Raw genomic sequence first — 25,320 nt, forward strand, 5'->3', positions numbered from 1 at the left:
CGGCCGCCGGTCCGGGCGCGCCCACTCCCGCCTAGCTCCCGCCCGCGCGGAGTACCTCCCCCAGGCGCCGGCGCCGGCGGCGTGCCGACTCGATGGGGACCACCACCGCGACCGCCACCAGCGGCGTGACGGTCAGCAGGCCGAGTGTCCACCACGACAGCACGGGAGCGGGGTCGGCGGCCTGGCCGGTGAGCAGGCGTAGTTCGAGCGGGGCGAACGTCAGGTTCGCGAGCAGCACCCCGAGCAGGGGGCCGGCCAGGGCGGCGACCACCACCGGCGGCAGCAGCTCCCCGGCGGCGACCCAGCGGGCGTCCCGTGGCCGCAGGCCGAGGGTACGGAGCCGGGTCAGGGTCTGCCACCGGTCCGGCGCGCTCGCGGCGGCACCGAGAGCGAGACCGAGCAGTCCGAGGGCCAGCAGGGTCGCGGCGGAGGCCCATGCCAGTTGGAGCAGGCCCGAGGTCAGCGGGGCCGCGCGGCGGGCGTCCAGCACGGCGGAGAGCAGCACGGGTTTCGCGTTGGCGGCGTTCGCGGCGGCGGCCCGGCCCGCTCCGGGGCCGGTCATCCACACCGTGTTGGGGACGACGGGCATGCCGGCGGCGGCGATGGTCGCGGCGTCCACGAGGACGACGTCGGCGGCGTCGCCGACGGAGGGTGCGGTGCCGACGGCGGTGAGCCGGATGGAGGGCAGGCCGGCCCGGAGCAGTTCCAGCCGCATACCGGGACGCAGGTCGCCGTCGCCGGAGAGCACGAGCGCGGGGACGGCGCCGTTCACGGCTCCGGTGAGCCGGGTGAGGGCGGGCGTGTCCGGCAGCGGGGTGGCGGCCAGCAGCCGCCGGTACGCGGGGACGTCCACGATCACCAGGCGCGGGGCGGCGATCGACGAGCCGGAGACGACGCGCGCGCTCTCGGTCACCTGCGCGGGCAGGACCTGCCGGACTCCCGGCGCGGCGGCGACGCGCCGGGCGAGCGCGGGTGTGGAGGCCGCGGCGGCGGGAGCGACGTCGAGGCGGGCGTCGGCGCCGACGGTGCGCCACGCGCCGTCCGCCAGGCCCTGATAGGCGGTGGCGCCGAGGGTGAACGCGAACGACGCCAGCGCGACGGAGGCCACCATGACCAGCAGCGGCAGCACGCGTGCGGACGTCGCGGCGGCGCGCGCGGCGCCGAACACCGCCAGCGGGCGGCGCGAGCGCAGGGACCGGGTCAGTGCGAGGCGCGTCCCGGCGGGCAGCAGCCGCAGCAGGACGAGCGCGCCGGCGAGGACGCCGAGAGCGGGCGCGCTCGCGGGCAGCGCCGCGCCGCCGTCGGGGTCGGGCACGGCACCGGCGGAAGGGGGCGGGAGGATCCCGCGCTGGTGCAGCGCCACGAAGGCGGCGGCCGCGGCGATCACAACCGCGGCCTCCAGAGTGGCACGGCGCAACCGGCCGGTGTGACGGGCCGAGCGGCGCGCGGACCGGTTGGCGGGGACACGCCGGTCACGGGTGGCACGAGCGGCGGCGAGCGTGCCGAACGCCGGGCCTGCGACGACCGCGGCGACCACCACGGGGACCACCCACCCGAGGGCGGCGCCCGGACCGAGCACGCCGGCCAGCGCGAGCCCGGCCGCGGCGGACAGCAGCGCCACCGCGGCGGACTCCAGCAGCAGCTCGGCGCCGAGGTCGGGCAGGGCCGCCCCCCGCTGCCTGGCGGCGGCCAGCGCCGGAGCGCGCCGGCCGACCAGCAGGTCGGCGGCGAGCAGCAGGACCAGGATCGCGACGACCAGGACGGCGGCGAGCAGGACGGACGCCTGCGCGGACGCCGCGTCGATCTGGACCGCGACGTCCCGCAGCACGGCGTCGAGCCCCGTCTGCCACTTCAACGTGCTGTCGAGGTCGGCGGAGGAGCCTGAGGCCGCCTTGCCCGCGACCACGGTCGCGGCGATCGCGCGGGCGGATTCCCAGGTGAGCACGCCGGGGTTGGGGGCGAACCACGCGGTGCGCTCCAGCTGGTCCTGCTCCATGGCGAGGCGGGCGTCGGGCAGGGAGTCGGGCGACAGCAGGCCGCCGAACCGGGTGATGCCGGGGCCGTCCATGCCGGCGGCCGGACGCAGCAGCCAGGGCGCGAGCCGCCAGGCGGGGTCGGTGGCGTCCGCCGCCCGGAAGATGCCGCTGACCGTGACGTCCTTGACGCGCCTCTGGTCGTCGACGAGCGGGATGCGGGCGCCGGGACGCACGTTGAGGGCACTGGCGCCCGCCTCCGACAGGCCGACCTGCACCGGCCAGGGCGGTCCCGCGTAGGGGATCTCGGTGCGGCTGTCCAAAGCGGACACCGAGGCGCGGGGTGGGCCGCCCGCGATCCAGGTCACGGCCGGGCCGCCGCCGGCGGCCTTGTCGTTCGCGAGGTAGGTGAGCCGGAAGCTGCGCGGCGCGTCACCGTTGGTGATCTTGAGGGTGGTGCTGTCGACGACGGCGACGGACGGGCGCAGCGCGGCGCGCAGGCGGGGGCCGAGCGCGTCCGCGGCTCTCTCGCGGAAGTCGTCGATGCCGCTCGCGAGGGCGGGATCGCGGACGCGACCGCCGAAGGGGCCGTCGTCGCGTTCCCAGCGGGCACGGACCAGGATGTCGGCGGCCCCGTCGGCACGGCGGACCGCGTCCCGGACGGCGTCGTCGGCGGTCGCGTGCAGCAAGGGCGGCACGGCCCCGGCGAGCAGGGTGACGACCGCGACGACGGCGCCGGCCAGCAGCAGGGACCCCGCGTCGGCGCGGGCACGGCCCCGGACGCTCGGCCAGTGCAGGGCGGGTGGCCGCAGGGCGGCGGGCCACCTCACGACGCCACCCGCAGGTGCGCGACGTCGGCGCGGCGCGCCTGGACGGTGACCACGGCGGTCACCGCGAGCGCGCACCCGGCCAGCAGCAGCGCGAGCAGGGCGGACTCGGCCGCCCACGGCCAGTTGGGCAGGACGGACGGGACGGGCGCGGCGCCGATGTCGGAGCGGATGAGCAGGGGAACGACGACGTGGGTGGCGAGCGCCCCGACGACCGCGCCCGCCGCGAGCAGGGGCAGCAGGATGCCGACGTGCTGGCTGAGCAGCACGGTGCGGATCTCCCGCCGGAACATCCCGAGGCCCCGCAGCCGCGCCACCTCGAGGGCGCGGATCTGGATGTCGCAGGTCACGTGCAGGACGACGCCGGCGAGCAGCAGCAGGGCCGCGGCGGGGACGAGCAGCCAGAGCACGGCGGGCAGTCCGGCGCGCAGCGGGTCGACGGTGAGGCGGGCGGTCTCGGCGGCGCGTGTGGTGACGGTGCCGAGGTGGAGGCCGTCGACGCGCGCGGCGGCGCCGGCGGTGGGATTGCCGACCCACCAGGCGTCCGCCGGGAAATCCAGGTTGCCGCTGAAGGCGAGGGACCGGGAAAGGGTGTCCAGGTCGGCCAGGACGGCGGCGGCGGCCGGGGCGGACGGGATCGCGGGAAGCACCTCGCTGACGGTGACCGGCACGGGCGTGGTGCCGACGGTGAGGCTGAGCTGCGAGCCGCGCTCGGCGCCGACCCCCTCGGCGAACCGGGTGGAGACGGCGACGGGTACCGGGCCGGGGTCGGGGAAGGCGGTGGCGACGAGGGTGCGGGCAGCGTCGGGTGGCCCGGTGAGCTCGATGGTCGTCGTCATCTTCAGCTGTGCGCCGGCGGGGGTGCCGGTGAGGGCGACGGCCGGTTGGCCGAGCTGCCCGGAGGCGGGTTCGATGGAGGTGGCGGTCCATGGCGCCGTGGCGGCGGAGGCCCCGGGCATGGTGAGCGTGACGGCGACACGGCTTTCGCCGACACTGATCGGGAACTCGTCGATGGCGCCGGAGGAACCGATGCCGACGTCCCGGCCCCCGGTCGGGTCCGCCGCGAACGGAAGGGACACCGCGACCACCCGCAGCCCTTCGGCCGTCGCGCAGTCCGGCAGCGGGTGCGCCCTGCCGTCGAGCGGGACGGGTATGCCTGCGCAGGTGGTCCGCAGGCCCGTGGCGTCCTGCAGCAGCAGCCGTGGGATCACGGCGAGCCGGGCCGGGCCGGTCGCCTTCCCGGTCAGGGTGAGCGCGGCGCCGGCCGGGACGGCGACGCCGGCGACGGGGGCCTTGGGCGCGAGGGTGGCGCCCACGGCCACCCAGTCGCGGCCGTCGTCCAGCCGCCCGCGCAGCAGTGCCTTCGCGCGGGCGGTGTCGACGGCGACCAGCCGCGGCGTGTCACCGGCGGTGCCGAGCCACTGCCCGACCGCGATGCCGCGGTCGGTGGCCGGGCTGACCGCTCCCCCGGTGGCCGCGACGACCGTCGCGCCCTGCCCGGTGACCGGCGGGGCGGCGAGGGCGACGGCGAGGTCCGTGCCGACGGACATGTCGGCCTGGTCGTGCTGCGAGCGCTGCCACGTGGCGTCGAAGCCGATCCCGAACGTGCCCGCCGCGCAGGCCAGGCCGATCAGCAGGCCCGCGGCGACCGCCTGCGGGCGGCGCGCGGCCTCGAACGCGGCCAGCGGGATCACCAGCCCGCGGGCGCGGCGGGCCAGCCGGTCGACGCCGCGCAGCGCGGGCAGCACCACGCGCAGCGCCAGCGCGGGGCCCGCGGTGAGGAGCAGCGCCGGAGCGAGCACGCGGACGACGTCGGCGCGGGAGCCGGAGCCGGAGGGCTGAGCGTTCAGTTGCCACCAGCCGGCGGCGGCGAACGCCACGAGCAGCAGGTCGGCGCCGGAGCGGGCCAGCAGCTCACGCCGGTCGCGACGGCCACTGGCCACGGGGGCGGGCCGGACCGCGAGGACGACGAGCAGCGCCGCGAGCGCCAGCGCCCCGCCGGCGACGGCGAGCACCTGGACGCCGGTCACGGCCGGGCCGGCGGTCAGCCCGGCGGCCGACATCGCCGGCAGGTGGGTCAGGGCGGCGTGCAGGGCGGACGAGGCGGGGATCGCGAGCGCGGCGGCGAGGGCGGCGAGCGCGACCGCCTCGACGGTCGCGGCGGCGGCGAGCTGGCGCCTGCTGGTGCCGAGGGCGGACAGCAGGGCGGTCTCGTCGGCGCGCACGCCGGCGGTGAGCCGCCCGGCGAGGGCGAGGGCGGTCGCGGTCAGGACGACGCCGAGGAGGGCGACGGCGAGCACGGTGGCGGCGGTGACCTGCTGCTGGTCGCGGGCGCTGAGCAGGGTCAGCGGCAGCCGGGAGGCGATGCGCTCGATCCGCACACGGTCGCCGAGGGTGCGCGCCAGCAGGCGGTCGGCACCGAGCATGGACGCGGCGACGGCGTCGAGGTCGCGGCGGGTGGGAGCGGACAGGTCGGGGTTGGCGACGACCTCCATCCGGTCGATGGTGGAGCCGCCGGCGAGCATGTCGGCGAGGTCGACGACGAACGGCCCGTAGGCGTGGACCGGCCCCGCGGAGCGGCCGTCGTTGAAGGCGAGGTCGTAACCGGCGCCGGCGAGGGGGTCGCGGTCCCAGCCGGTGCCGAGCAGCGGGCGGACGACGCCGACGACGGTCACGTCGACCGCCGGGGCCGGGTCGCGGGACAGCTCCGCGCCGAGCTGGACGCGGCTGCCGAGGGTGAGGCCGAGCAGCCGCGCGGTGGACTCCAGCACGACGGCCTCCATCGGCGCGGCCGGTCGCGCGGCGTCGGCCGTGGGCCGGGGCCAGCGCCCGGTGGTCAGCTGGGCGCGGGACGGCAGGTGTTCCAGCCCCGACAGGTAGGTCCTGACCGGGACGCCGCCGTCCACGGCACGCGACGGCAGCGACCGCAGCACCGACGACGCCTGCGCGGACGTCGTCACGGCGAACGGGGCGAGCGAGGAGGTCAGCACGCGGCGGGTGTCGCCGACGACGGATCGCGCGTTGGGGCCGAGGACGGTGACGTTGTAGGCGGTGACCCTGACGTCGTCGGGAGTGGCGCGGGACGCGGCGGCCTCCAGGGCGCGCTCGGCGGTGCGGGTGAGGAGAAGGGCGCAGGTGCCGAGCAGGGTGGGGCCGACCATGACGACCGCCAGGAGAGCCGCCAGCAGCGGCCACTGCGCGCGGGCGCGGCGGCCGAGCAGCCTCAGCACGGGCCGCTCGGGACGGTCACGAGGCTTCCCGCCCGTCGATCTGCCCATCGGACAGGTGCCCGTCGGCGATCCGGATGACCCGGTCGGCCAGCGCGATCATCACCGGGTCGTGCGTGGACACCAGCACCGTGACGCCCTCGGACTCCACCACGCCGCGCAGCAGCGCCATCACCGAAAGGCCCGTCTCGGCGTCCAGCTGCCCGGTCGGCTCGTCGGCGATCAGCAGCCGGGGCGACGCGGCCAGGGCCCTGGCGATCGCCACCCGCTGCTGCTGGCCGCCGGACAGCTCGCCCGGACGCTGCTCGGCGTGGTCGGCCAGGCCCACCAGGTCCAGCAGCAGCTCGACCCGGCGCTCGCGCTCCACCCGGGGGACGCGAGCCAGGCGCAACGGCGCGCCGACGTTCTCCGCGGCCGACAGCACCGGGATCAGCCCGAACGTCTGGAACACGTAGGAGACCTTCTCGCGCCGCAGCAGGGACAGGCTGTCCTCGTCGAGGGAGGTGACGTCGGTGCCGTCGACGTGGACGGTGCCGGCGTCCGGGCGGTCCAGGCCGCCGATGACGTTGAGCAGGGTGGTCTTGCCGGAACCCGACCGGCCGACGAGGGCGACCATGGTGCCGGCGGCGACGTCGAAGGACACGTCCCGCAGGGCGTGGACGGCGGTCGGGCCGCTGCCGAAGCGCCGGTGGACGCCGCGCACGGTGAGCAGCGGCCTGGTGATGGAGGCGGCGCTCATGCGCGGCCGTCGAGGTCGGGGCGGATCGCGACGTGGTCGGCCTCCAGCGCCAGCCGCACCCGCCTGGTCATCGCCAGCGCCTCGCGGTAGTCGCGCGGCACCTGTACCCGCCCGGCCCGGTCCATCACGGCGTACTCCTCGGCGATCACGTGGGTGCCGCCGTCGTCGCGGGTGGCGGTGCGGCGCAGCACCTCGCTGCTGGTGCGCCCGTCGCGGATCGCGACGGTCCGCTCGACCTGGCCGCTGACCTCGGGGTCGTGGGTCACCACGACGACCGTGACACCGAGCTGCTTGTTGACGTTGCGCAACGCCCCGAAGACCTCGGCGGAGGTGGCGGTGTCCAGCTCGCCGGTCGGCTCGTCGGCCAGCAGGACCCGGGGCTCGTTGGCGAGGGCCACCGCGATGGCGACCCGCATCTGCTGCCCGCCGGACAGCTGCGCGGGACGCCGGTCGGCGCAGTCGCCGACGCCGAGGGTGTCCAGCAGCTCGGCGGCGCGGGCGCGGCGGACGCGGGCCGGGGTGCGGGTCGCCGTCATCGGCAGGTCGACCATCTGCCGCGCGGTGAGGTAGGGCAGGAGGTTGGCGGCCGTCTGCTGCCGGACGAACCCGACGGTGTGCCGCCGGTAGTGCACGCGGTCGGCGCGGGACATCGCCAGGAGGTTCCACCGGTCGACGCGCGCCCGTCCCGCGGTGGGCGCGTCGATCCCGGCGAGGATGGACAACAACGTCGACTTGCCCGAGCCGGACGCCCCGACGATGGCGACCATCTCGCCGCCGTCCACCATCAGGTCCAGCCCCTGCAGCGCCTGCACCTCGACCGATCCGGACTGGTAGATGCGTACCAGGCTCTCGCAGACGATCAGCGAATCCCGTCCGAACTCAGGCGCCTTCTGAGGCGGCTGCGGCAGGGACAGCGGTGTTATGGACATCCCCCTCCTCCGGTCCGGCCTCGGGCCAGAACTGTATAGCCCTCGTCCGCGCGGGCGCTATCGGGCTTCCGTCCCGCGAAAGACCTCCCTGCCCGGAGCGCTCAACGCCGATTCGCGGGGTAGTCGTCGCGGTATGCCTACCAAGGTCGCGGTCATCGCGCATCAGAAGAAGACGCTCGGCGGCGGGCTCGACCGCCTCAGGGTGGCCCTATCCGAGTACGACGTGGGCGAGCTGCTCTGGTACGAGGTGCCGAAGAGCAAGAAGGCGCCGAAGAAGGCGAAGAAGGCGTTGAAGAAGGGCGCCGAGCTGGTCTTCGTCTGGGGCGGCGACGGGATGGTGCAGCGTTGCGCCGACGCCATGGCGGGGTCCGGGGTGCCGATGGCCATCCTCCCGGCGGGGACGGGGAACCTCTTCGCGGGGAACATGGGCGTCCCGGAGGATCTCGACGAGAGCGTGCGGATCGGCTTCGAGGGGCGGCACAGGAAGCTGGACCTCGGGGTGCTGAACGGTGAGCACTTCGCGGTCATGGCCGGTGCCGGGTTCGAGGCCGAGATGATGGCCGACGTCGACGGCGCCGCCAAGGGCAAGCTCGGCCGCCTCGCGTACTTCCGGGCCGCGGTCCGGCACGTCGGGGGGTCGCCGGTGCCGATGGAGATCGAGATCGACGGCGTGACGTGGTTCAAGGAGGAGGCGAGCTGCCTGATGCTCGGCAACGTCGGCACGATCACCGGCGGCATCGAGGCCTTCGACGACGCCCGTCCCGACGACGGCTGGCTGGAGGTGGGGGTCTCCACCGCCAAGGGCCCGATCCAGTGGGCGCGGGTGTTCGGCACGATGGCGACGGGCCGCTCCGAGGACTCCCCCTTCCTCCGGATCACCAGGGCGAGGGAGGTCACGGCGAGGTTCGCCACCGCGCTGACCTACGAGCTGGACGGCGGCGACCGCGACGCCACGACCGAGCTGAAGGCGACGGTCGCGCCGGGCGCGCTCACCCTTTGCGTCCCCGAGCACGCCGGGCCCCGGGACGCGCCGGAGGAGAGCACGGCCGGGTAGCGGCAAATCGAGTTGCGGGTCCGCCGCCCCGGCGGGTAGAACTCGGGCACCGGACACGAGCGTCCGTGCCACGCGGCACGCACCGAGCACGAAAGGAGGGCAGGCGATGACCAGTGAGTCCATCGAGCGCCGGCCCTCCCGGGCGGACCTGAACCGCTGACCCGGGGGCGGCCACTGCGCTAACTCGCAAGGAGAGCGTCTTGACCGCAGCAGTACCGCAGTACCCTCTCGGCCTGACCGTCCGCCCGATCACCGGGGCGGACGAGGCCGGGCTGTTCAACGAGCTTGCCTACGCATTCAACGACGAGATCGCCGACGACCTGAGCACCGGTCGCCGCAGGCCCGAGTGGCTCTGGGTCGCCCTGCACCAGGGGCGGGTCGTGGCCCGGGCCGGCTGGTGGTGCCGCCCCGGTGACCGGGAACCCCTCCTGTTCGACGTCTTCGACTGCGCCGAAGGCCACGAGGCCGCGGGCCGCGCGCTGCTGGAGACGGCACTGGCCGCGGTCGTCCCCGAGGGCGCCAGGCCGCCGCAGTACGTGCGTTTCGTCCCCGGCGGCTGGCGGGACGACCCCGCCGTACGGCCGGTCGTCGACACCTTGGTCACGCTCGTCGAGGGCCAGGGGGCCAAGCTCTTCGTGGAGCGCCTGCGCTACCAGTGGAACCCCGGCACGGCTCTCGCGGCCCCGGACGAGCGGCTGACGTTCCGGCCGGTCACCGGCCGGGAAGAGCTGGTCGCCCTGATGACCGAGATCCTCGACGGCACGCTGGACGCGCACAGCCGGCGCGACCTGCTGACCATGACACCCCGCCAGGCGGCGGAGGAGCAGTACGAGGACGAGATGACCAAGTACGCCACCCCCCGCGACTGGTGGCGCGTCGCCGTCCTGCCCGGCGGCGAGCCCGTGGGCTTCGTCATCGCCGCGAAGAACAGCTACAACGCGATCATCGCCTACATCGGCGTACGCCCCGCCCACCGCGGCCACGGCTACGTCGACGCGCTGCTCACCGAAGGCACCCGCATCCTCGCCGAGACCGGCGTCCCACGCATCCGCGCCGCCACCGACCTCGGCAACACCCCTATGGCGGCCGCCTTCGCACGCGCGGGCTACGACAACTACGAGCGCGAGATCCACTACGCCTGGTCCTGAACACGTCCCCGGCGCGGCGGCGTCCGCCGCCGCGCCGTTCCCCTGACACCGTGGGCACCCTCGCCGGGGGACGGTCCATAACACGGTAGTAGGGGAGAACTGGCGTATCCCCGGGGCGGCTCGCCGAGGTTACGTTGGCGGGAGCCCTACCCGAGGACTCCGTCGATCACCGGCACACCCCGCCGATGATCCTTTCGGCGCGCCTCGCGGTGGTCACCCCCGACCGAGGAGACCCCGATGCGCTTCCCAAGGTTCCTCCGCTCCCTCTCGGCCCTGCTTCTGGGACTGGCCTTCCTGGCCACCGTGTCGCCCGCGCCGGCGTCCGCGCACACCGCCGTCGCGGTGCGCGTGCTGCGGTACGACGCCAGCCGGGCCGCCGAGTTCCGCACCGTGGTGGACCAGGCCGCACAGGTCTGGAACGCGAGCGTCACCAACGTACGGCTCGTGGCGGGCACGCCCGCCGACTTCGTGGTGCTCGCCGACAACAACTGGCCCCGCGCGCAGGTCACCGGCCTGGGCCGCGGCACCATCTGGATGGGCAGGGAGGCGACCGCCCAGGGCTACTACCCCCTGCGCATCGCCACCCACGAAATGGGCCACATCCTCGGCCTCCCCGACCGCCGCACCGGCCGCTGCACCGACCTGATGTCCGGTTCCAGCGCCCCCGTCAGCTGCACCAACGCCAACCCCAGCTCCGCCGAGCGCACCCAGGTCAACGCGAACTTCGCCGACTCCGCCCCCTTCGCCGAGTTCGACAAGCTCTACGTCGACCGCCCGGACACCGCCGGCAGCCTGGTCCCGGCACCGTAACGGAGGTCACCGGCGCCCCCGGAGTTCCGTCCCGCGCGGCCGGGAGTCCGGGGGCGCCGCCATGGGCGGGGAAGGTCCCGCCGCGCTCGCCGGAGCTGAAACTTTCAGGTCGTTGGACCGTTTCCGAGCTGCCCCAATGCGGGTGGAGGAAGCGGGGAGGGGCGGCTGTTGACAGCGGGCGTGGGGCGGCTGACGATCCAGCTCAAGCCGCTCCGCTCCCGCCCGGTCGTCCGGGCAGGTGAGACGTGCGGTCCGGAACGTCGACCCGGACCCCGAGCGTCCACTTCCTCACGGCCGGAAGGGCAGACCATGCGACTTCTCAAGCGTCTCGCGGGCATCGGCACGGCGGGGCTGCTGGCGACCGCCCTGTGGGGTGGCACCGCGCACGCCATGGGGCCCCTGGCGAGGTTCTCCTGCGACGTGGACCTGACCACGGCCAGCTCGTGGCCCACGGGGTGGGTCGGGGGCATCACCATCAACAACACCGGGACCGAGCCTTTCTCCGGGTGGGTGCTCCAGTTCGAGCTCGCCGCCGGGCAGAGCGTGAGCTCGGCCTGGGTCGGAACCCTCACCCAGGCGCTGCCGATCGTGCAGGTGAGGGCCCCCGTCTGGGCCAGCGGCATCGCCGCGGGGAGCTGGGCCGAGATCGGCTACGTCCTCATCCACACCGGCGTGAGCGACCCGCCGCGGAACTTCACCCTGAACGGCGTGGCCTGCACCATCTGAGACGGCCCCACCTGGTACCGGCCGCCCGTGACGGGCGGCCGATGACTTCACGCGGCGTTCCCCAAAACCGCGGCTACACCCTTCCCGCTGAGTTTCCGCCTGCTTTCTGACGGGCGCAGGCCGGCGCCTCTCGGTGATCACAGCGGCGCGTCCGTGGAAGTTACATGCCCACGAGTCCCGGATAAGGCTCCCACGAGCCAGATCCGGCCCCTCATTTGACACTAGCGTTTACCGCCGTCATCAAATCGTCCTACGTTCCGCTACGGACCGCGAACGTCGACGGAGGGGGCCAGGCCCGCCCGCACCTCGCCAAGGCACGAATCCACGCCTCGAAATCCGAGAAAAGGAGTTCTCGCCTAAAACTCAGCCGAATGCCCTGAAACCGGCGTTGTTAGCGCCAACATCCGATCGTGAATCCATGGAAGTACACAGTTGAGGGAGAGGCGATGCGCCTATCTCGGTTACGTCTATTAGTCGCGGCCATTGTTTCGGTGGCGGCGGCCGTCACGGTCGGCGCGGTCCTGCCGGCCGTGCACGCCGCGGCGGCCGGGTGCCGGGTCACCTACACGGTGAGCTCGCAGTGGCAGGGGGGTTTCGGGGCCGACGTCAGCCTGACCAACACCGGACCTGCTTCCTGGCAGGCGCCACCGGCCCGCAGCTGACCGACGACCTCGCCAGGCAGGCCGCCGCCGACTCCACGCGGAACGTGACCTACGGCGGCACGTTCCGCCTCCGCCCCAACGAGGTTCAGGACGGCTGCCACGCCAACACGACGGGCCAGCAGTCGCTCGGCAGGCAGGTCATCGGGTTCTGGGGCTGACACTCGATCCCGCCGGCCGATCTGTTCGCAGGTGCGAACGCTCCCGCGGGGCGGAGGGCGTCACCGCACGCGGGCCGGGCTCGTCGATTCCCTGATGACGAGGTCGACGGCGAGGTCCAGCCGGATCGGCGCCAGGCTCGGGTCCTCGATGACGGTGTTGAGCACGCGGATGCTCTCGGCGGCCATCTCCTCGAGGGGCTGGTGGACGGTCGTCAGGGCGGGTGCCGCGGTGACGGCGGCGTCGAGGTCGTCGTAGCCGACGACCGAGACGTCCTCCGGGACGCGCAGGCCGCGCTCGACGCACGCCTCCAGGACTCCGAGCGCCTGGAGGTCGTTGCCGGCCACGAACGCGGTCGGCGGGTCCGGCAGGTCGAGCAGGGCGTGCGCGGCGCGGCGCGCCGGGGGGAACTGGAAGGGGAGCGAACGGCGGAGCGCGCGCTCGGGGCGGATCCCGGCGTCGCGCAAAGCGGCCAGGTAGCCGCCGAAGCGGGCCTGGCAGCAGGTCATGTGGAGCGGTCCCGACAGAAGCGCGATGCGTCTGTGGCCGAGGCCCGTGAGGTGGCCGGTCGCCATCGCTCCCCCGCGCCATTGGGTCGCGCCCACCGCGTTCATCTCCGGCGGGGAGTCGCCGATGGTGTCGACGACCACGGTCGGGATGCGGGCCAGCGCCAGCCGTCCGGCGACCTCCGGCGGGACGGGGGAGACCGCCAGGACGATGCCCCTCGGCCGGTGCGTGATCAGGTTTTCGAGCCAGCCGAGGTCCGCGCCGACGTGGTTCACCGTGAGGGAGAACGGGGAGTCGCGGATCATGCTCCAGAAGCCGCGCAGGAGCGGCGCGTTGACCGCGTTCACGATGGCGCCGAACACGACCTCGATCGCCTCCGTGCGCGGCCTGCGCCGGTGCCACTCGTATCCCGTCGCGCCCACCGCCGCGAGGACGCGCCGGCGAACCGCGTCCGACACCCCCGGCCGCTCGTTGAGAACCTTCGACACGACGCTCTGCGAGACGTTCGCGACCTCCGCCACCGTCACCATCCGCACGGCCGTCCCGGGGCGCGCCGCCTTCCCCCGGGGCCTGTCTACGCTCATGGCGTCCCGCCTTCCCTGGGTGGGGCGGTGCTCTCCCGCACGACGAGCGACGTCCCGAGCTCGACCCTGCGTGCCCGCGCCGATCCGCGCCGGGACTGCTCCTGGACGATGAGACGCACGGCCTCGGCCGCCATCTCCGCCATGGGCTGGCGGACCGTCGTGAGCGGAGGGGCGAGCATCGCGCAGATCGCCGCGTCGTCGAACCCGACGACGGAGAGGTCGTCAGGCACGCGTAACCCTCGCCGGAGAGCGGCTTGGTACACCCCCGCGGCCTGCACGTCCGAGCCGGCGAAGATGGCGGTGGGTGCGGCGGAGAGGTCGAGCAACGCTCCACCGTGCTCGGCGCCCGCCGCGACCGTGAAGTCGCCGTACCGGATGCAGGCCGGATACGGGGCGACCCGGAACTCCCGGTGCGCGGCCAGGTATCCCTCGTACCGCTCCCGCGTGCACCGCATGCCGCGCGGCCCGCCCACGAAGCCGATGCGCCGGTGGCCGATCTCGAGCAGGTGCCGGGTCCCCGCCGCGCCACCGGACCAGTTGGTCACGCCGACGGTCGGGATCGCCAGGTCGCTGGAGCCGACCGGATCGAGCAGCACGAGCGGCACCGGCAGCTCCGCCAGCACGGCGATCTCGTCGTGGCTCACCTTCGACAGGGCGAACAGGATGCCGTCCGACGGCCGGGAGCGCCGCGCGTGCGCCCACTCGCCGACCTGGAACCGCGGATGGCTCGTCACGGTGAGCGCCAGCGTGCACCCGGCGGCGAAGGCGGCACGCTCGGCGCCGGCGACGAGGTCCCCCGCCCACGCCGGGCCGGTGCTCGTGAGGAAGAGGTCGATGACCCTGCCGCGTCCCCGCCTGTGCTCCTTAGGGATCACGTATCCGGTGACGCGCACCGCCTCCGTGACGCGTCTGCGCGTCTCCTCGGAGATGTCGGGCTTTCCGGCGAGCACCCGGGAGACCGTCGGCACCGAGACGCCGGCGACCTTCGCGACCGTCGCCATGGTGGGTCCCGCCGCCATGCCCCACCTCCCTTCCGGAGATCGTCGCGACCCCGGCCCGGGTTCCGCAACTTACCGCAACTCCCGGCCGAATATTCTCCCGCGATTCCATGCAACAACGGCCTGAGCGGCTGACTCGCCCGCGTCTCATTGACGCTCGATATCGCCCTGCCTAGCATCCCAGGCAGCAACGCGAGGCAGACGTACACGGCCAGCCACGACCGCCCGACCATCACGCCCGGTCCTCCCCTGGGCATCGCCGATCGCTTCATCATCCCCGCTCGTCGTCCTTCGGCATGCGCAAGCACCCGCATCACCACAGGAGCGCTCACGTGACCACCCCTCGCATGCACGGCTTCACCCGCCGGGTCGGCGGCCTGGCGTTCGGCGGCGACTACAACCCCGAGCAGTGGGACCCCGCCGTCTGGTGGGAGGACGTGCGGCTCATGCGCGAGGCCGGGGTGAACGTGGTCTCGCTCGGTGTCTTCGCCTGGGCGTCCCTCGAACCCGAACCCGGCAAGTACGAGTTCGCCTGGCTGGACGTGGTCATGGACCTCCTGCACGACAACGACATCGCGGTCAACCTGGCCACCCCGACCGCGGCGCCGCCCGTCTGGCTGACGCACCGGCACCCCGAGATCTTCCCGATCATGGCGGACGGCGAGCGCTTCGGGTTCGGCAACCGCCTGCACTACGACCCCTCCTCGCCGATCTACCGGGAGTACGCGGCGAACATCACCACCCGGCTCGCCGAGCGCTACTCCTTCCACCCGGCGCTCGCCATGTGGCACATCAGCAACGAGTACGGCCCCACGGCGTACACCGAGGCCGCCTCGGCCGCCTTCCGCCGCTGGCTCAAGCGCAGGTACGGCGACCTCGGCACCCTCAACGAGGCGTGGACCACCCGCTTCTGGAGCCAGGTCTACACCGACTGGGACCAGATCGAGGTGCCGAACATCCCGCGCACCTGGATGAACCCCAGCCGCATCCTGGACTTCAAGCGCTTCACCTCCGACGCCCTGCTGGAGTGCTACGTCGCCGAGCGCGACATCGTCCGCTCCTACCGCGACGACATCCCGATCGCGACCAACTTCATGCGCTTCTACCGGCACGCCGACTACTGGCGATGGGCCGAGGAGGAGGACGCGGCGGCCCTGGACATCTACCCGGACCCCGCCCAGCCCGACTCGCACGTGTCCGCGGCCTTCCAGTACGACCTGTTCCGCTCGCTCAAGGGCGGCCAGCCGTGGATGCTCATGGAACAGGCGGCGAGCGCCGTCAGCCAGTGGAAGCTCAACGTCGTCAAGGAGCCGGGGCGGATGCGGCTCGGCTCGCTGCAGGCGGTGTCCCGCGGCGCAGACTCGGTCATGTTCTTCCAGTGGCGCGCCAGCCGCGGCGGCCAGGAGCGCTTCCACTCGGCGATGCTGCCGCACTCCGGCCCCGGCTCGCGGACCTTCCGCGAGATCACCGGCCTCGGCCGCGAGGCCGGGCTGCTGGCCCCCGTCGCGGGGACGACGTCGCGGGCCGAGGTCGCCGTCCTGTTCGACTGGAACGGCTGGTGGGGACTGGAGGAGGTCGCCGGGCTGCCCCGCAACGACTTCAGCTACGCCGACACCGTCATGCGCCACTACACACCCCTGTGGGAGCGGCACCACGCCGTCGACGTCGTGTCCCCGCACAGCGACCTCACGCCGTACAAGGTGCTGGTCGTCCCCAACGCCTACCTCATCGACGACCGGGGCGTGGAGGCCGTCACCGCCTTCGCCCGCGACGGCGGCACCGTCGTCATGTCCTTCTTCTCCGGCGTGGTGGACGAGTGCAACCGCGTCCGCCCCGACGGCTACCCGGGGGCGTTCCGCGGCCTCATCGGCGCCAGGATCGACGAGTACTGGCCGGCCCGCCCGGAAGAGGAGTTCACGGTCAGGTTCACCGGCGGGCGCACCGCGACCGCGACCTGGTGGCGCGACGACATCCACCTGGAGACCGGGACCGCGCTCGCGACCTACGCCGACGGGCTGCTCGAAGGTCGCGCCGCGGTCGTCGCCAACGCTTACGGCTCCGGCCGCGTCGTGTACTTCGCGACCCTGCTGGAGGAGGCTGCCTTCGCCGAGGTGCTGCTCGACGAGGTACGCGCCGCGGGAGTGGAGAGCCGCTTCCCCGGCGTGCCCGCTTACGTCGAGTGCGCCGTCCGGGAGAACGGGCGCCACGAGTACCTCTTCCTCCTCAACCACGACGCCGGCCTGCCGGCCACCGTCCCCCTGGCCGTCCCGGGGACCGACCTCCTCACCGGAACCCCCGCCGCCGGCGAGATCACCCTGGCCCCCCTCGGCGCGGCGGTGATCCAGACGGCACGGCAGGCGCCCGCCCGATCATCCTGATCGGCGAGAGGCGCGCGGCGCCGTCCCGAAACTTTCAGCGGCGACCACACGCCAGATCGACCGGTGTACCAGGGATCCGGGCCGGCCGGCACCCGGCGGCGCCGGAGGGGAGTTGACGGAATCCGGCGGTCTCGTATTTGCTCCACGAAACAAACCAGCGCCTCGCTCTCCGAGCATCCGGAATTGTCGGGCGCAAAATTGTGAGCGCTAACATCGGCGCCTCACCGTCCCCGGCCCTGGAGGCCTCATGAAACCTCGCTTACGGCTCTGGCTCGCCGCCGGGGTCGCCATCGCGGCCGCCGCGGTGACCGCGGTCACCGCACCCGTCGCCAATGCCGCGGCCGGATGCCGCGTCAGCTACACCGTGAGCAGCCAGTGGCAGGGTGGTTTCGGCGCGAACATCAACATCACCAACATCGGCGACCCGATCAACGGGTGGCGGCTGACCTGGTCGTTCGCCGCCGGACAGACGATCACCCAGCTGTGGAACGGCTCGGTGACACAGTCGGGAGCCCAGGTCACGGTCACCAACGCCGCGTACAACGGGACGCTCGGCACCGGCGCGAGCACGGCGATCGGCTTCAACGGCACCTGGAACGGCAGCAACCCGGTGCCGGCGGCCTTCGCCCTCAACGGCACGACCTGCACCGGCAGCGTGACCGGCTCGCCGAGCCCGTCGCAGACACCGACAGTGACACCCACCGTGACGCCGACGGTGACGCCGACGGTGACGCCGACGGTGACGCCGACGGTGACGCCGACGGTGACGCCGACACCGACACCGACGGCGTCCAGCAAGCCGTGCGACATCTACGGCGAAGGTGGCACGCCGTGCATCGCCGCGCACAGCACGGCGCGGGCCCTCTACCGGTCGTACACCGGCAACCTCTACCAGGTCAGGCGTTCGTCCGACAGCACGACCAGGAACATCGGCGTCCTGACCACGGGCGGCGTCGCCAACGCCGCGGCCCAGGACTCGTTCTGCGCCGGCACCTCGTGCGTCATCACCGTCCTCTACGACCAGTCCGGGCGCGGCAACAACCTCACCTATCAGGGGACCGGTGGCATCGGCGGCGCCGCCAGCCCGGCGAGCGCGACCACGGAGTCGCTGACGGTCGGCGGCAGCAAGGCCTACTCGCTCTACATCAATCCCGGGAACAGCTACTGGAGGGACGGCCACCTGACGGGCGTTCCCACCGGCAGCGCGCCCGAGGGCATGTACATGGTGACCAGCGGCACGCACTACAACAGCGGCTGCTGCTTCGACTACGGCAACAGCGAGACGACGAGAAGAGCCGACGGCGCCGGCGCCATGGACGCGATCTACTTCGGTTCGAGCTGCTGGTTCGGCGGGTGCTCCGGGTCCGGCCCCTGGGTCCAGGCGGACCTCGAATACGGGCTCTACCCCGGGGGCAGCTCCTCCTGGAACCCGAACCAGCGAGCCTTCAACAACAAGTTCGTCACCGCGATGCTCAAGAACAACGGGACCTCGCGATTCGCGATCAAGGGCGGCAACGCGCAGTCCGGCGGCGTGACCACCCTGTGGGACGGCGCGCTTCCCCGGGGATACAGCCCCATGCGGAAGCAGGGGGCCATCATCCTCGGCAGCGGCGGTGACTGCTGCATCGACAACAGGAACCAGAGCCAGGGGACCTTCTACGAAGGAGCCATGGTCTCCGGCTACCCGTCCGACGCGACCGAGAACGCGGTCCAGGCCAACGTCATCGCCGCCGGCTACCGCTGAGGCTGTGGCGGCGTCCTCACCTGGCCTCGGCTTCGAGGTCAGGTGAGGAGCCCGCGTGACGGTCCTCGTGTCTCCTCGGTCAGTGCGCGCAGCGCACCGACGACGGCGTCGCGGGCGAGCGGGACCTTGAAGGCGTTGCCGGGCGGCGGCCAGTTCGGCCTCGGCCGCCGCGCGGAAGCTGTCCCGCGTCGCGGGCGCGCCGCGCAGCTCCTGCTCCGCGATGGCCGCCCGCCAGGGCTTGTGCGCCACGCCGCCGAGAGCGAGGCGCACGTCGCGGACGACGCCGCCGCGGATGTCGGCCGCGGCGGCCACCGAGACCGGCGCGGACGACGCGGGGCCGCGCACCGTCCGGTAGCACGACGTGACCGCGAACGGGAGGGGCGGCAGATCGACGGCCGTGATCAGCTCGCCGTGGTCGAGCACGGTGTCGCGCTCGGGCGCGCGGCCCGGGAGCCGGTGCAGTCCGGTCACCGGTATCGCCCGGGACCCCGCCGGGCCGTGGGTGTGGACCACCGCGTCGAGCGCGGCCATGGCCCCGGCCACGCAGGACGGATGGGTGGCCGCGCACGCCTCGGAGGCGCCGAGGATCGCGAGGTCGCGCTCGTTCCCGTGCCGTGCGGAGCAACCCGATCCCGGCGCGCGCTTGTCGCACGAGGCGGCGAGGTCGCGGAAGCACACGCAGCGGGTGCGCTGCAGGAGGTCCCCGCCGGTGGTATCGAGGTGGCGGCGGTCGGAGGCCCCGGCCAGGACCGCCTGGGAGAGCATCGGGTAGCGGCGCCTGATCCGCCGGTCGGCGGCGAGCTCGCCGCCGACCATGCCCGCCCCGACCCGGAGGCCGCCGTCCGGCAGTTCCTCGATCCGGTCGGAGATCAGGTGACGGACGTCGACCACCGTGCCGGACGTCACCACCTCCATCTTCATCAGGTCCCCCAGGGTCGTCCCGCCCGCGAGGAAGAACGCACCCGGCTCCCCGGCGACTGCGGCGACGGCGGACGTCAGGCAGTCCGCGCGCAGGTAATGGAAGGGCTTCACGACCGTGCCACTTTCGCGACGGCGGGCACGGTGCCGGCCACCTCCGGCACGATCCTCACGGCCGTGGTCTGGGGCAGGGTGAAGGGACGCACGTTCTCAGGATGTCCGAGGACGCCGGGGCGTTCTGGCCGGCGATTGCGCGATATTGGCCCGGGATTGCGCGGTACGGCCGCGTCGCGATCAGTGGTGGAACCGGCGGCGGAACGCGGTGGGGGACACGCCGAAGTGGCGGCGGAAGGCGGCGGTGAACTGGCCGGGGCTGCGGTAACCGCAGGCCGTGGAGATGTGCAGCACCGGCTGGGCGGTGTCGCGGAGCAGGTCGGCGGCCCGGCTCATCCGCAGCCGCACGAGATAGCGGTACGGGGTGAACCCGGTCGCCTTGGCGAAGGCGCGCAGGAGGTGGTACTTGCTGATGTTCGTCTCCGCGGAGAGGTCGTCGAGACTCACGTCCTCGTGCAGGTGCTCGTGCATGTACGCGGTGACGCGCCGCAGCGCGGACTCGCCGAGCACGGCGGGCCGCACCTCGGCGGCGACCTCCGGCTCCGGGCCGCACAGCAGGTGCGTGGCGATCATCCGCGCGATCGAGTCGGCGTGCAGCGACTCCAGGCGCTGCGCGGACGTGGCCTGCCAGCGCAGCACGCTCACGTTGCCGGGCGCGGTCACCCCCACGCATCCCGGGTGGTAGTGCGCGCGATCCCAGCGGCGGCCCTTGCGGCTCTCGACGTCGTACGTCCCGCTGGTGACCAGCACGACCAGCAGGTCGCACGAATGCGCGGTGGTGAACTGCTCCGCGCGCGGGGGGTCGGCGTAGGCGCGGGCGAGCATCGTGCGCCAGCCCAGCCCGCCACTGCACAGCAGCCGCTCGGCGGGGAGCGACAGCTCGGCCGGCATGCTGCGCGCGAAGGGGACCTCCGCTCGCCGGCGCCCCTCCGAGTCGTGCTCAGACATGCCGGATATCATCGGTACCAATTTACGTTAGCGTTGATATTGCCAGGTCAGCGGGCCCCGGTCGCGCTTTTCCGCCCCGGCCATCGGAGGATTCGAGCCCTTCGAGCCCCGCCCGCGACGCGGGAACGGCCCTCATCGTCCTTGACCATGACCACGACACCGGGTTCGGTGACGTTTCGTGGAATTCATGGGCCATCGGTGACAGAGTGCGAGAAAAATGCCGCTCTCAATGCACATCGATATGCAATCTTCTCATTGTCGTCTTGAGGCACGTATGTCCCAGTAGGCATAGTGGGGCCGGTCAACCGGCGCACGAGCCGTGGGGGGCTCCCGGGGAAGGCGTCAGCCCACTGCCGCCCAGCGGCGCACAGCACACGCACATTGGACTTGATTGGATGAGCTCGCCCCGACCGATCCGCACGAAGCTGCTCAGGATTCTCGTGCTTCCCCTGGTCTCCATGGTCGCCCTGTGGGGGGTGATCGCGTACTCCGGTGTCCAGGAGATCGGCGAGATCTCCCGGACGCAGAGCCGCTGGCAGGCCATCGGGGCACCGGTGCTGCAGCTCGTCTACTACCTCCAGCGTGAACGTCAGGCCACCGTCCAGGTGCCCGTCTACGCCATCAGCGGCGACCCGGTACTGGCCGATCAGCGCCGGGTGACCGACGAACAGATCAACAGACTGCGCCAGCTGATCGTGTCGCCCCCGCCGAACCAGGACCCCGGGACCGCCGGCGACCTGCGCACCCTCGTGGGGACCCTGGACACGCTCCAGTCGATCCGGCATTCCGCCGACGGCGGCAGGCTCCTGCCGCCCCTGCGGATCATCCAGTCGTACAACAAGCTGATCGACGACGCGTACCGCCAGCTCAGTGACGGGGACACGCTGAGCGAGGTGTCGACCTACCGGGCACTGCGCGGCATGGCGGCCTACATCGCCGGCGCCGAATACCTCAGCCGGGAGAACGCGTTGCTCACCAGCGCGATGGTGCGCCAGCGGATGGCCCCGGCCGACCGCGCGGCGTTCGTCGCCGCGACGAGCAGCCGCCGCCTCGTCATGGCGGACGCCGGCCGCGACATGCGGCCCGCGCTGGGCATCCACTACGAGAACATGGTCCGCAGCCTGCCCTACAAGCGCGTGCAGGCGGTGGAGGACAAGCTCTTCAACTGGGGCACCAACGAGGCGCCCCCGGTGGAACCCGGCCTGTGGAAGAGCGACGCCGACCTGCTGCTGCAGAGCATCGTCCGCGACACCCAGTACGAGCTGTTCTGGTCGGAGGAGGGGCGGCAGGCGAGCAAGGTCAGCGCGTACTGGCGCATCGGGCTGATCCTGGGCATCGGTCTGCTGGCGATCTTCGCGTCGATCGTGCTGTCCTACCGGTTCGGCTTCTCCCTGATCCGCGAGCTGAGGCGGCTGCAGAAGTCGGCCGTCGAGCTGGCCGGGCGGCGGCTGCCGCGCCTGGTCGAGCGGCTGCGCACGGGCGAGGACGTGGACCCGGCCACCGAGGCCCCGGAGCTGGAGTCCGCCGGCACCGCCGAGGTGGAGCGGGTGGTGGAGGCCTTCTCGGCCGTCCAGCGGACCGCGATCGAGGCCACGGTCGACCAGGCGCGGCTCCGCAAGGGCGTCAGCCAGGTGTTCCTCAACCTCGCCTGGCGCAACCAGGCGCTGCTCCACCGCCAGCTCACGCTGCTGGACACCATGGAGCGCCGGGTGGAGGAGCCTGACATCCTCGAGGACCTCTTCCGGCTCGACCACCTGACCACCCGCATGCGGCGGCACGCGGAGAACCTCGTCATCCTGTCCGAGGCGACACCCGCCCGCCGCTGGCGCGACCCGGTGTCGATCTTCGACGTGGTCCGCAGCGCCGTACTGGAGGTCGAGGACTACACCCGGGTCGTCGTGCCGCCCATGCAGCAGGCCCCGCCGCTGCTCGGCGTCGCGGTCGCCGACGTGATCCACCTGGTCGCGGAGCTGGTGGAGAACGCCGCCGTCTTCTCTCCGCCGGACACCAGCGTGCAGGTGCGGGGCATGAAGGCGGCCAACGGCTTCGCCCTGGAGGTCGAGGACCGCGGTCTCGGGCTGAGCCAGACCGTGCTCGACGATCTCAACGCCAAGCTCGCCGACCCGCCGGAGTTCGACCTGGTGGACACCGACCGGCTCGGCCTGTTCGTGGTGGCCAGGCTCGCGGCCCGGCACGGCATCAAGGTCTCGCTGCGCCGCTCCCCGTACGAGGGCACGACGGCCATCGTCCTGCTGCCCATCTCCCTGCTCGCGACCCCGGCCGGCGACGCGGCCCAGCCGGGCCTCACCGACACCGCCGGCTGGGATCCCACCGCCGTCGCCGAGGCCCCCGCCTCGGCCGCCCGCCAGATGCGAGCGCTAACAACGGCGTCGCACGCGGCACCGCGGGCCCTGTCAAGCCCGGGCGACGATCCCGAGCCGCCCGGCTGGAACGGCACCTACGGCGGGCAGAACGGACCCGGCGGGAACGGGCCCGGCGGCGGACAGAGCGGTCCCGGCGGAAACGGACCGGTCGGCGCGCACAGCTCCCCCAGCGGGAACGGCCCCCTCACCGGACAGACCGCCGGCGGGAACGGACCCCTCACCGGACAGACCGCTCCCGGCGGGAACAGGCTCATCGGCGGGCACAGTGGCTCAGGCGGGAACGGACCCGTCGGCACGCACAGCGGCCAGGCCGGGAACGGGCCGATCGGCGCGCACGGCGCCCCAGGCGGACACGGACCGCTCGGCGCGCACAGCGGCTACGGCGGGAACCGCGCTCCCGTGGGACCGGATCGGCGTGGCCCGGTCCTGGAACCTCCGTCCGACTGGTTCGTGGCCGGACCACGGCCCGCCCCCGAGGCCTACGCCGCCCCGAGGACACGTCCGGCGCCGCCTTCCGCGGCACCGGCGGCCCCCCAGGGATCCCCACGGCCGGCCGGCGCGCTCACACCGAACGCGGCGTACATGCCGAGCACCGAAGAGGACGACCTGGACGGGCTGCCGATGCGGGTGCGGCAGGCCAACCTGGCCCCCCAGCTGCGCCACGCACAGGCCGCGGAGCAGCGAGAGGTCACCGTGCGCTCCCCAGAAGAGCTTCTCAACATCATGTCGTCCATGCAGCGCGGCTGGCGGCAGGGCCGCGGCGAGGCCGGACAGAAGTAGTAGAAGCGGAACCGAAAGGAGGGCCAACCCATGCCCGATACCCGACCCGAACTGAGCTGGCTGCTCGACGACCTGACGCAGCGCGTCCCCGGCATCCGGCACGCCATCGTGCTGTCCGCCGACGGTCTCGCCATGGGCGGCTCACGGAGCCTGACCCGGGAGGACGCCGAGCATCTGTCCGCCATATCCGCCGGCAGCCACAGCCTCGCCCTCGGCGCGGGGCGCCACTTCGGGCTCGGCGGCGTCCGGCAGACCATCATCGAGATGGAGGACGGCTTCCTGTTCGTGACCGCCGCCGGGCAGGGCGCGCGGCTCGCCGTGATCTCCACGGGCGACGCCGAGCTCGGCATGGTCACCTACGAGATGGCGCTGCTGGTCAAGCGCGTCGGCGAGCACCTGTCCACACTGCCGCGGTCCGCCGCTCCAGCTCCTGCCTGGAACGGTATAAGGCCGTGACGGGAGAGGATCCCGGGCCGCTGGTCAGGCTCTTCGGACTGACCGGCGGCCGTGCACGCCCACCTGGCGAATCCTTCAACCTGGTGGCAATCGTCACGACCGTCGGCATGCCCTTCGAGCAGGCGGACCTGACCCCCGAGTACCTGTCCGTCCTCTCGACGTGCCGCAACCCCACCCCGGTCGCGGACGTCGCCGCGCAGCTGCGCCTGCCGATCAACATCACCCGTGTGATCCTCGGCGACCTGCGGCGCGAGGGCCTCGTGACCATCGAACGACCTCAGCCTGCCGCGCAGGCGATCGACGAACGCATCTACAGGGAAGTGCTGCATGCGCTACGTAGCCTCTGATCGGGTCGCGGCCACCGGCGCCGCTCCGGCGATGGCCATCAAGATCCTCATCGCCGGAGGCTTCGGGGTCGGCAAGACGACCATGGTCGGCTCGATCAGCGAGATCCGCCCGCTGCACACCGAGGAACTGCTCAGCGAGCGCGGGGTCGGCGTGGACGACGTCTCCGGCGTGGAGGCCAAGACCACCACGACGGTCGCGCTGGACTTCGGGCGGATCACCGTCCGCGAAGGGCTGTGGCTCTACCTGTTCGGCACCCCCGGCCAGGACCGGTTCTGGTTCATGTGGGACGAGCTGGCCCTCGGCGCGCTCGGCGCCGTGGTGATCGCCGACACCCGCCGGCTCCAGGACTGCTTCCCCGCGGTCGACTACTTCGAGCAGCGCGGCCTGCCGTTCGTGGTCGCCGTCAACTGCTTCGACGGCGCCCGCCGCCACGACCCGCTCAAGATCCGCCGCGCCCTCGGCCTGGACGGCGTGGCCCCCATCCTGATGTGCGACGTCCGTGACCGGAACTCGGTCAGGGACGTCCTGACCACCCTGGTCACCTACGCGGTCGGCGGCTCGTTCCGCTGACCCCGGTGCCGTCCGCCCGGACGGCACGTTTCCCGCGCGTCCCGGACCCTGACCGTCGTCACCGCGTGGCGGGCGCCGGGCCTTCGCCGAGATGAGGCGCAGGCCCGGCGCCTTTTCGCCGTGTCCTCACACCGCTCGGGTGGGAGCGCGTCCCGCGTCGTGGGTATGCCGATGCGGGGCCGCCGGCCGGTGTGTGGAGTATTCCGCTCGGCCGCAAAACCGGTTGATCGGGGAGCAACAGGCTTGGAACGTGAAGACTACGCCTGCGACTGTGGCTTCTCGCGCCCCCTTCCGCGCGACCCCCCAGCCCCCTTCACCCGACCACCGCGCCGATCCGCGC

General features: G+C 73.2%; 19 protein-coding genes and 1 pseudogene. 12 read left to right on the top strand and 8 right to left on the bottom strand.

The window, feature by feature from the left end; genetic code table 11:
* Positions 1 to 31: 31 nt before the first annotated feature.
* The 4 genes from ACFP1K_RS22455 to ACFP1K_RS22470 are packed head-to-tail and all read right to left on the bottom strand — an operon-like array spanning position 32 to position 7,695.
* The gene (locus ACFP1K_RS22455; RefSeq protein ID WP_380756474.1) at positions 32 to 2,803 is read right to left on the bottom strand and encodes an FtsX-like permease family protein; all 2,772 of its coding nucleotides are present in this window, start codon (positions 2,801 to 2,803) and stop codon (positions 32 to 34) included.
* The gene (locus tag ACFP1K_RS22460; protein WP_380756476.1) at positions 2,800 to 6,030 is read right to left on the bottom strand and encodes a permease; all 3,231 of its coding nucleotides are present in this window, start codon (positions 6,028 to 6,030) and stop codon (positions 2,800 to 2,802) included. Before ACFP1K_RS22460 ends, ACFP1K_RS22455 begins: the two co-directional genes overlap by 4 nt.
* Before the next feature lie 16 nt (positions 6,031 to 6,046).
* A complete protein-coding gene (locus ACFP1K_RS22465) occupies positions 6,047 to 6,766 on the bottom strand; it encodes an ABC transporter ATP-binding protein (protein WP_380756479.1) in 720 nt (239 codons plus the stop codon).
* Positions 6,763 to 7,695 carry an ABC transporter ATP-binding protein gene (locus tag ACFP1K_RS22470; RefSeq protein WP_380756482.1) on the bottom strand — a complete coding sequence of 311 codons (933 nt, stop codon included), beginning with the start codon at positions 7,693 to 7,695 and terminating at the stop codon, positions 6,763 to 6,765. The genes ACFP1K_RS22465 and ACFP1K_RS22470 overlap by 4 nt, the downstream gene beginning before the upstream one ends.
* Positions 7,696 to 7,828: 133 nt before the next feature.
* Here ACFP1K_RS22470 and ACFP1K_RS22475 point away from each other — a divergent pair, with 133 nt between their 5' ends.
* The 6 genes from ACFP1K_RS22475 (at position 7,829) to ACFP1K_RS22500 (ending at position 12,253) form a co-directional block, all read left to right on the top strand.
* Complete coding sequence (locus ACFP1K_RS22475; RefSeq protein WP_380756484.1) at positions 7,829 to 8,749, top strand: diacylglycerol/lipid kinase family protein; 921 nt, start codon at positions 7,829 to 7,831, stop codon at positions 8,747 to 8,749.
* A gap of 200 nt (positions 8,750 to 8,949) precedes the next feature.
* Complete coding sequence (locus ACFP1K_RS22480) at positions 8,950 to 9,897, top strand: GNAT family N-acetyltransferase (protein ID WP_380756487.1); 948 nt, start codon at positions 8,950 to 8,952, stop codon at positions 9,895 to 9,897.
* 237 nt (positions 9,898 to 10,134) lie between these two features.
* On the top strand, positions 10,135 to 10,707 hold the full coding sequence (locus ACFP1K_RS22485) for a snapalysin family zinc-dependent metalloprotease (RefSeq protein WP_380756489.1): 573 nt from the start codon (positions 10,135 to 10,137) through the stop codon (positions 10,705 to 10,707).
* Between the two features lie 309 nt (positions 10,708 to 11,016).
* The gene (locus ACFP1K_RS22490) at positions 11,017 to 11,433 is read left to right on the top strand and encodes a cellulose binding domain-containing protein (protein WP_380756491.1); all 417 of its coding nucleotides are present in this window, start codon (positions 11,017 to 11,019) and stop codon (positions 11,431 to 11,433) included.
* 446 nt (positions 11,434 to 11,879) lie between these two features.
* Positions 11,880 to 12,095: a cellulose binding domain-containing protein gene (locus ACFP1K_RS22495; RefSeq protein WP_380756493.1), complete on the top strand. Its 216-nt coding sequence runs from the start codon at positions 11,880 to 11,882 to the stop codon at positions 12,093 to 12,095.
* Positions 12,014 to 12,253, top strand: coding sequence for a hypothetical protein (locus ACFP1K_RS22500; RefSeq protein WP_380756557.1), 240 nt, complete (start codon positions 12,014 to 12,016; stop codon positions 12,251 to 12,253). The genes ACFP1K_RS22495 and ACFP1K_RS22500 overlap by 82 nt, the downstream gene beginning before the upstream one ends.
* A gap of 60 nt (positions 12,254 to 12,313) precedes the next feature.
* On the opposite strand, the gene ACFP1K_RS22505 is transcribed toward ACFP1K_RS22500, so the two are convergent.
* Together ACFP1K_RS22505 and ACFP1K_RS22510 are read right to left on the bottom strand one after the other, a co-directional pair.
* A complete protein-coding gene (locus ACFP1K_RS22505) occupies positions 12,314 to 13,342 on the bottom strand; it encodes a LacI family DNA-binding transcriptional regulator (protein WP_380756495.1) in 1,029 nt (342 codons plus the stop codon).
* A complete protein-coding gene (locus ACFP1K_RS22510; protein WP_380756497.1) occupies positions 13,339 to 14,361 on the bottom strand; it encodes a LacI family DNA-binding transcriptional regulator in 1,023 nt (340 codons plus the stop codon). The genes ACFP1K_RS22505 and ACFP1K_RS22510 overlap by 4 nt, the downstream gene beginning before the upstream one ends.
* 311 nt (positions 14,362 to 14,672) lie before the next feature.
* Here ACFP1K_RS22510 and ACFP1K_RS22515 point away from each other — a divergent pair, with 311 nt between their 5' ends.
* Complete coding sequence (locus tag ACFP1K_RS22515; RefSeq protein WP_380756499.1) at positions 14,673 to 16,718, top strand: beta-galactosidase; 2,046 nt, start codon at positions 14,673 to 14,675, stop codon at positions 16,716 to 16,718.
* Between the two features lie 247 nt (positions 16,719 to 16,965).
* Entirely contained in the window at positions 16,966 to 18,462 is a 1,497-nt protein-coding gene (locus ACFP1K_RS22520; RefSeq protein WP_380756501.1) for an arabinofuranosidase catalytic domain-containing protein, read from the top strand.
* A gap of 198 nt (positions 18,463 to 18,660) precedes the next feature.
* On the opposite strand, the pseudogene ACFP1K_RS22525 reads toward ACFP1K_RS22520, so the two are convergent.
* A pseudogene (locus ACFP1K_RS22525) lies at positions 18,661 to 19,494 on the bottom strand (FAD binding domain-containing protein); the annotation flags it as partial.
* Between the two features lie 180 nt (positions 19,495 to 19,674).
* Entirely contained in the window at positions 19,675 to 20,442 is a 768-nt protein-coding gene (locus tag ACFP1K_RS22530; protein ID WP_380756503.1) for a helix-turn-helix domain-containing protein, read from the bottom strand.
* 395 nt (positions 20,443 to 20,837) lie between these two features.
* Here ACFP1K_RS22530 and ACFP1K_RS22535 point away from each other — a divergent pair, with 395 nt between their 5' ends.
* The 4 genes from ACFP1K_RS22535 to ACFP1K_RS22550 are packed head-to-tail and all read left to right on the top strand — an operon-like array spanning position 20,838 to position 24,980.
* A complete protein-coding gene (locus ACFP1K_RS22535) occupies positions 20,838 to 23,606 on the top strand; it encodes a sensor histidine kinase (RefSeq protein WP_380756505.1) in 2,769 nt (922 codons plus the stop codon).
* A gap of 30 nt (positions 23,607 to 23,636) precedes the next feature.
* Entirely contained in the window at positions 23,637 to 24,062 is a 426-nt protein-coding gene (locus ACFP1K_RS22540) for a roadblock/LC7 domain-containing protein (RefSeq protein ID WP_380756507.1), read from the top strand.
* Positions 24,059 to 24,409 (top strand): DUF742 domain-containing protein, encoded by a 351-nt coding sequence (locus ACFP1K_RS22545; protein ID WP_380756509.1) that lies wholly within the window; start codon positions 24,059 to 24,061, stop codon positions 24,407 to 24,409. Before ACFP1K_RS22540 ends, ACFP1K_RS22545 begins: the two co-directional genes overlap by 4 nt.
* Entirely contained in the window at positions 24,390 to 24,980 is a 591-nt protein-coding gene (locus tag ACFP1K_RS22550) for a GTP-binding protein (RefSeq protein ID WP_380756511.1), read from the top strand. Before ACFP1K_RS22545 ends, ACFP1K_RS22550 begins: the two co-directional genes overlap by 20 nt.
* Positions 24,981 to 25,320 lie beyond the last annotated feature (340 nt).

This window comes from Sphaerisporangium aureirubrum (assembly GCF_042658925.1).
GTDB lineage: Bacteria > Actinomycetota > Actinomycetes > Streptosporangiales > Streptosporangiaceae > Sphaerisporangium > Sphaerisporangium aureirubrum.

Excerpts from the sequence above, each read along its gene's own strand:
- ACFP1K_RS22465 (WP_380756479.1), bottom strand. The coding sequence starts at position 6,766 with ATGAGCGCCGCCTCCATCACCAGGCCGCTGCTCACCGTGCGCGGCGTC.
- ACFP1K_RS22470 (WP_380756482.1), bottom strand. The coding sequence starts at position 7,695 with ATGTCCATAACACCGCTGTCCCTGCCGCAGCCGCCTCAGAAGGCGCCT.
- ACFP1K_RS22475 (WP_380756484.1), top strand. The coding sequence starts at position 7,829 with ATGCCTACCAAGGTCGCGGTCATCGCGCATCAGAAGAAGACGCTCGGC.
- ACFP1K_RS22485 (WP_380756489.1), top strand. The coding sequence starts at position 10,135 with ATGCGCTTCCCAAGGTTCCTCCGCTCCCTCTCGGCCCTGCTTCTGGGA.
- ACFP1K_RS22490 (WP_380756491.1), top strand. The coding sequence starts at position 11,017 with ATGCGACTTCTCAAGCGTCTCGCGGGCATCGGCACGGCGGGGCTGCTG.
- ACFP1K_RS22495 (WP_380756493.1), top strand. The coding sequence starts at position 11,880 with ATGCGCCTATCTCGGTTACGTCTATTAGTCGCGGCCATTGTTTCGGTG.
- ACFP1K_RS22505 (WP_380756495.1), bottom strand. The coding sequence starts at position 13,342 with ATGAGCGTAGACAGGCCCCGGGGGAAGGCGGCGCGCCCCGGGACGGCC.
- ACFP1K_RS22510 (WP_380756497.1), bottom strand. The coding sequence starts at position 14,361 with ATGGCGGCGGGACCCACCATGGCGACGGTCGCGAAGGTCGCCGGCGTC.
- ACFP1K_RS22520 (WP_380756501.1), top strand. The coding sequence starts at position 16,966 with ATGAAACCTCGCTTACGGCTCTGGCTCGCCGCCGGGGTCGCCATCGCG.
- ACFP1K_RS22530 (WP_380756503.1), bottom strand. The coding sequence starts at position 20,442 with ATGTCTGAGCACGACTCGGAGGGGCGCCGGCGAGCGGAGGTCCCCTTC.
- ACFP1K_RS22535 (WP_380756505.1), top strand. The coding sequence starts at position 20,838 with ATGAGCTCGCCCCGACCGATCCGCACGAAGCTGCTCAGGATTCTCGTG.
- ACFP1K_RS22540 (WP_380756507.1), top strand. The coding sequence starts at position 23,637 with ATGCCCGATACCCGACCCGAACTGAGCTGGCTGCTCGACGACCTGACG.
- ACFP1K_RS22550 (WP_380756511.1), top strand. The coding sequence starts at position 24,390 with ATGCGCTACGTAGCCTCTGATCGGGTCGCGGCCACCGGCGCCGCTCCG.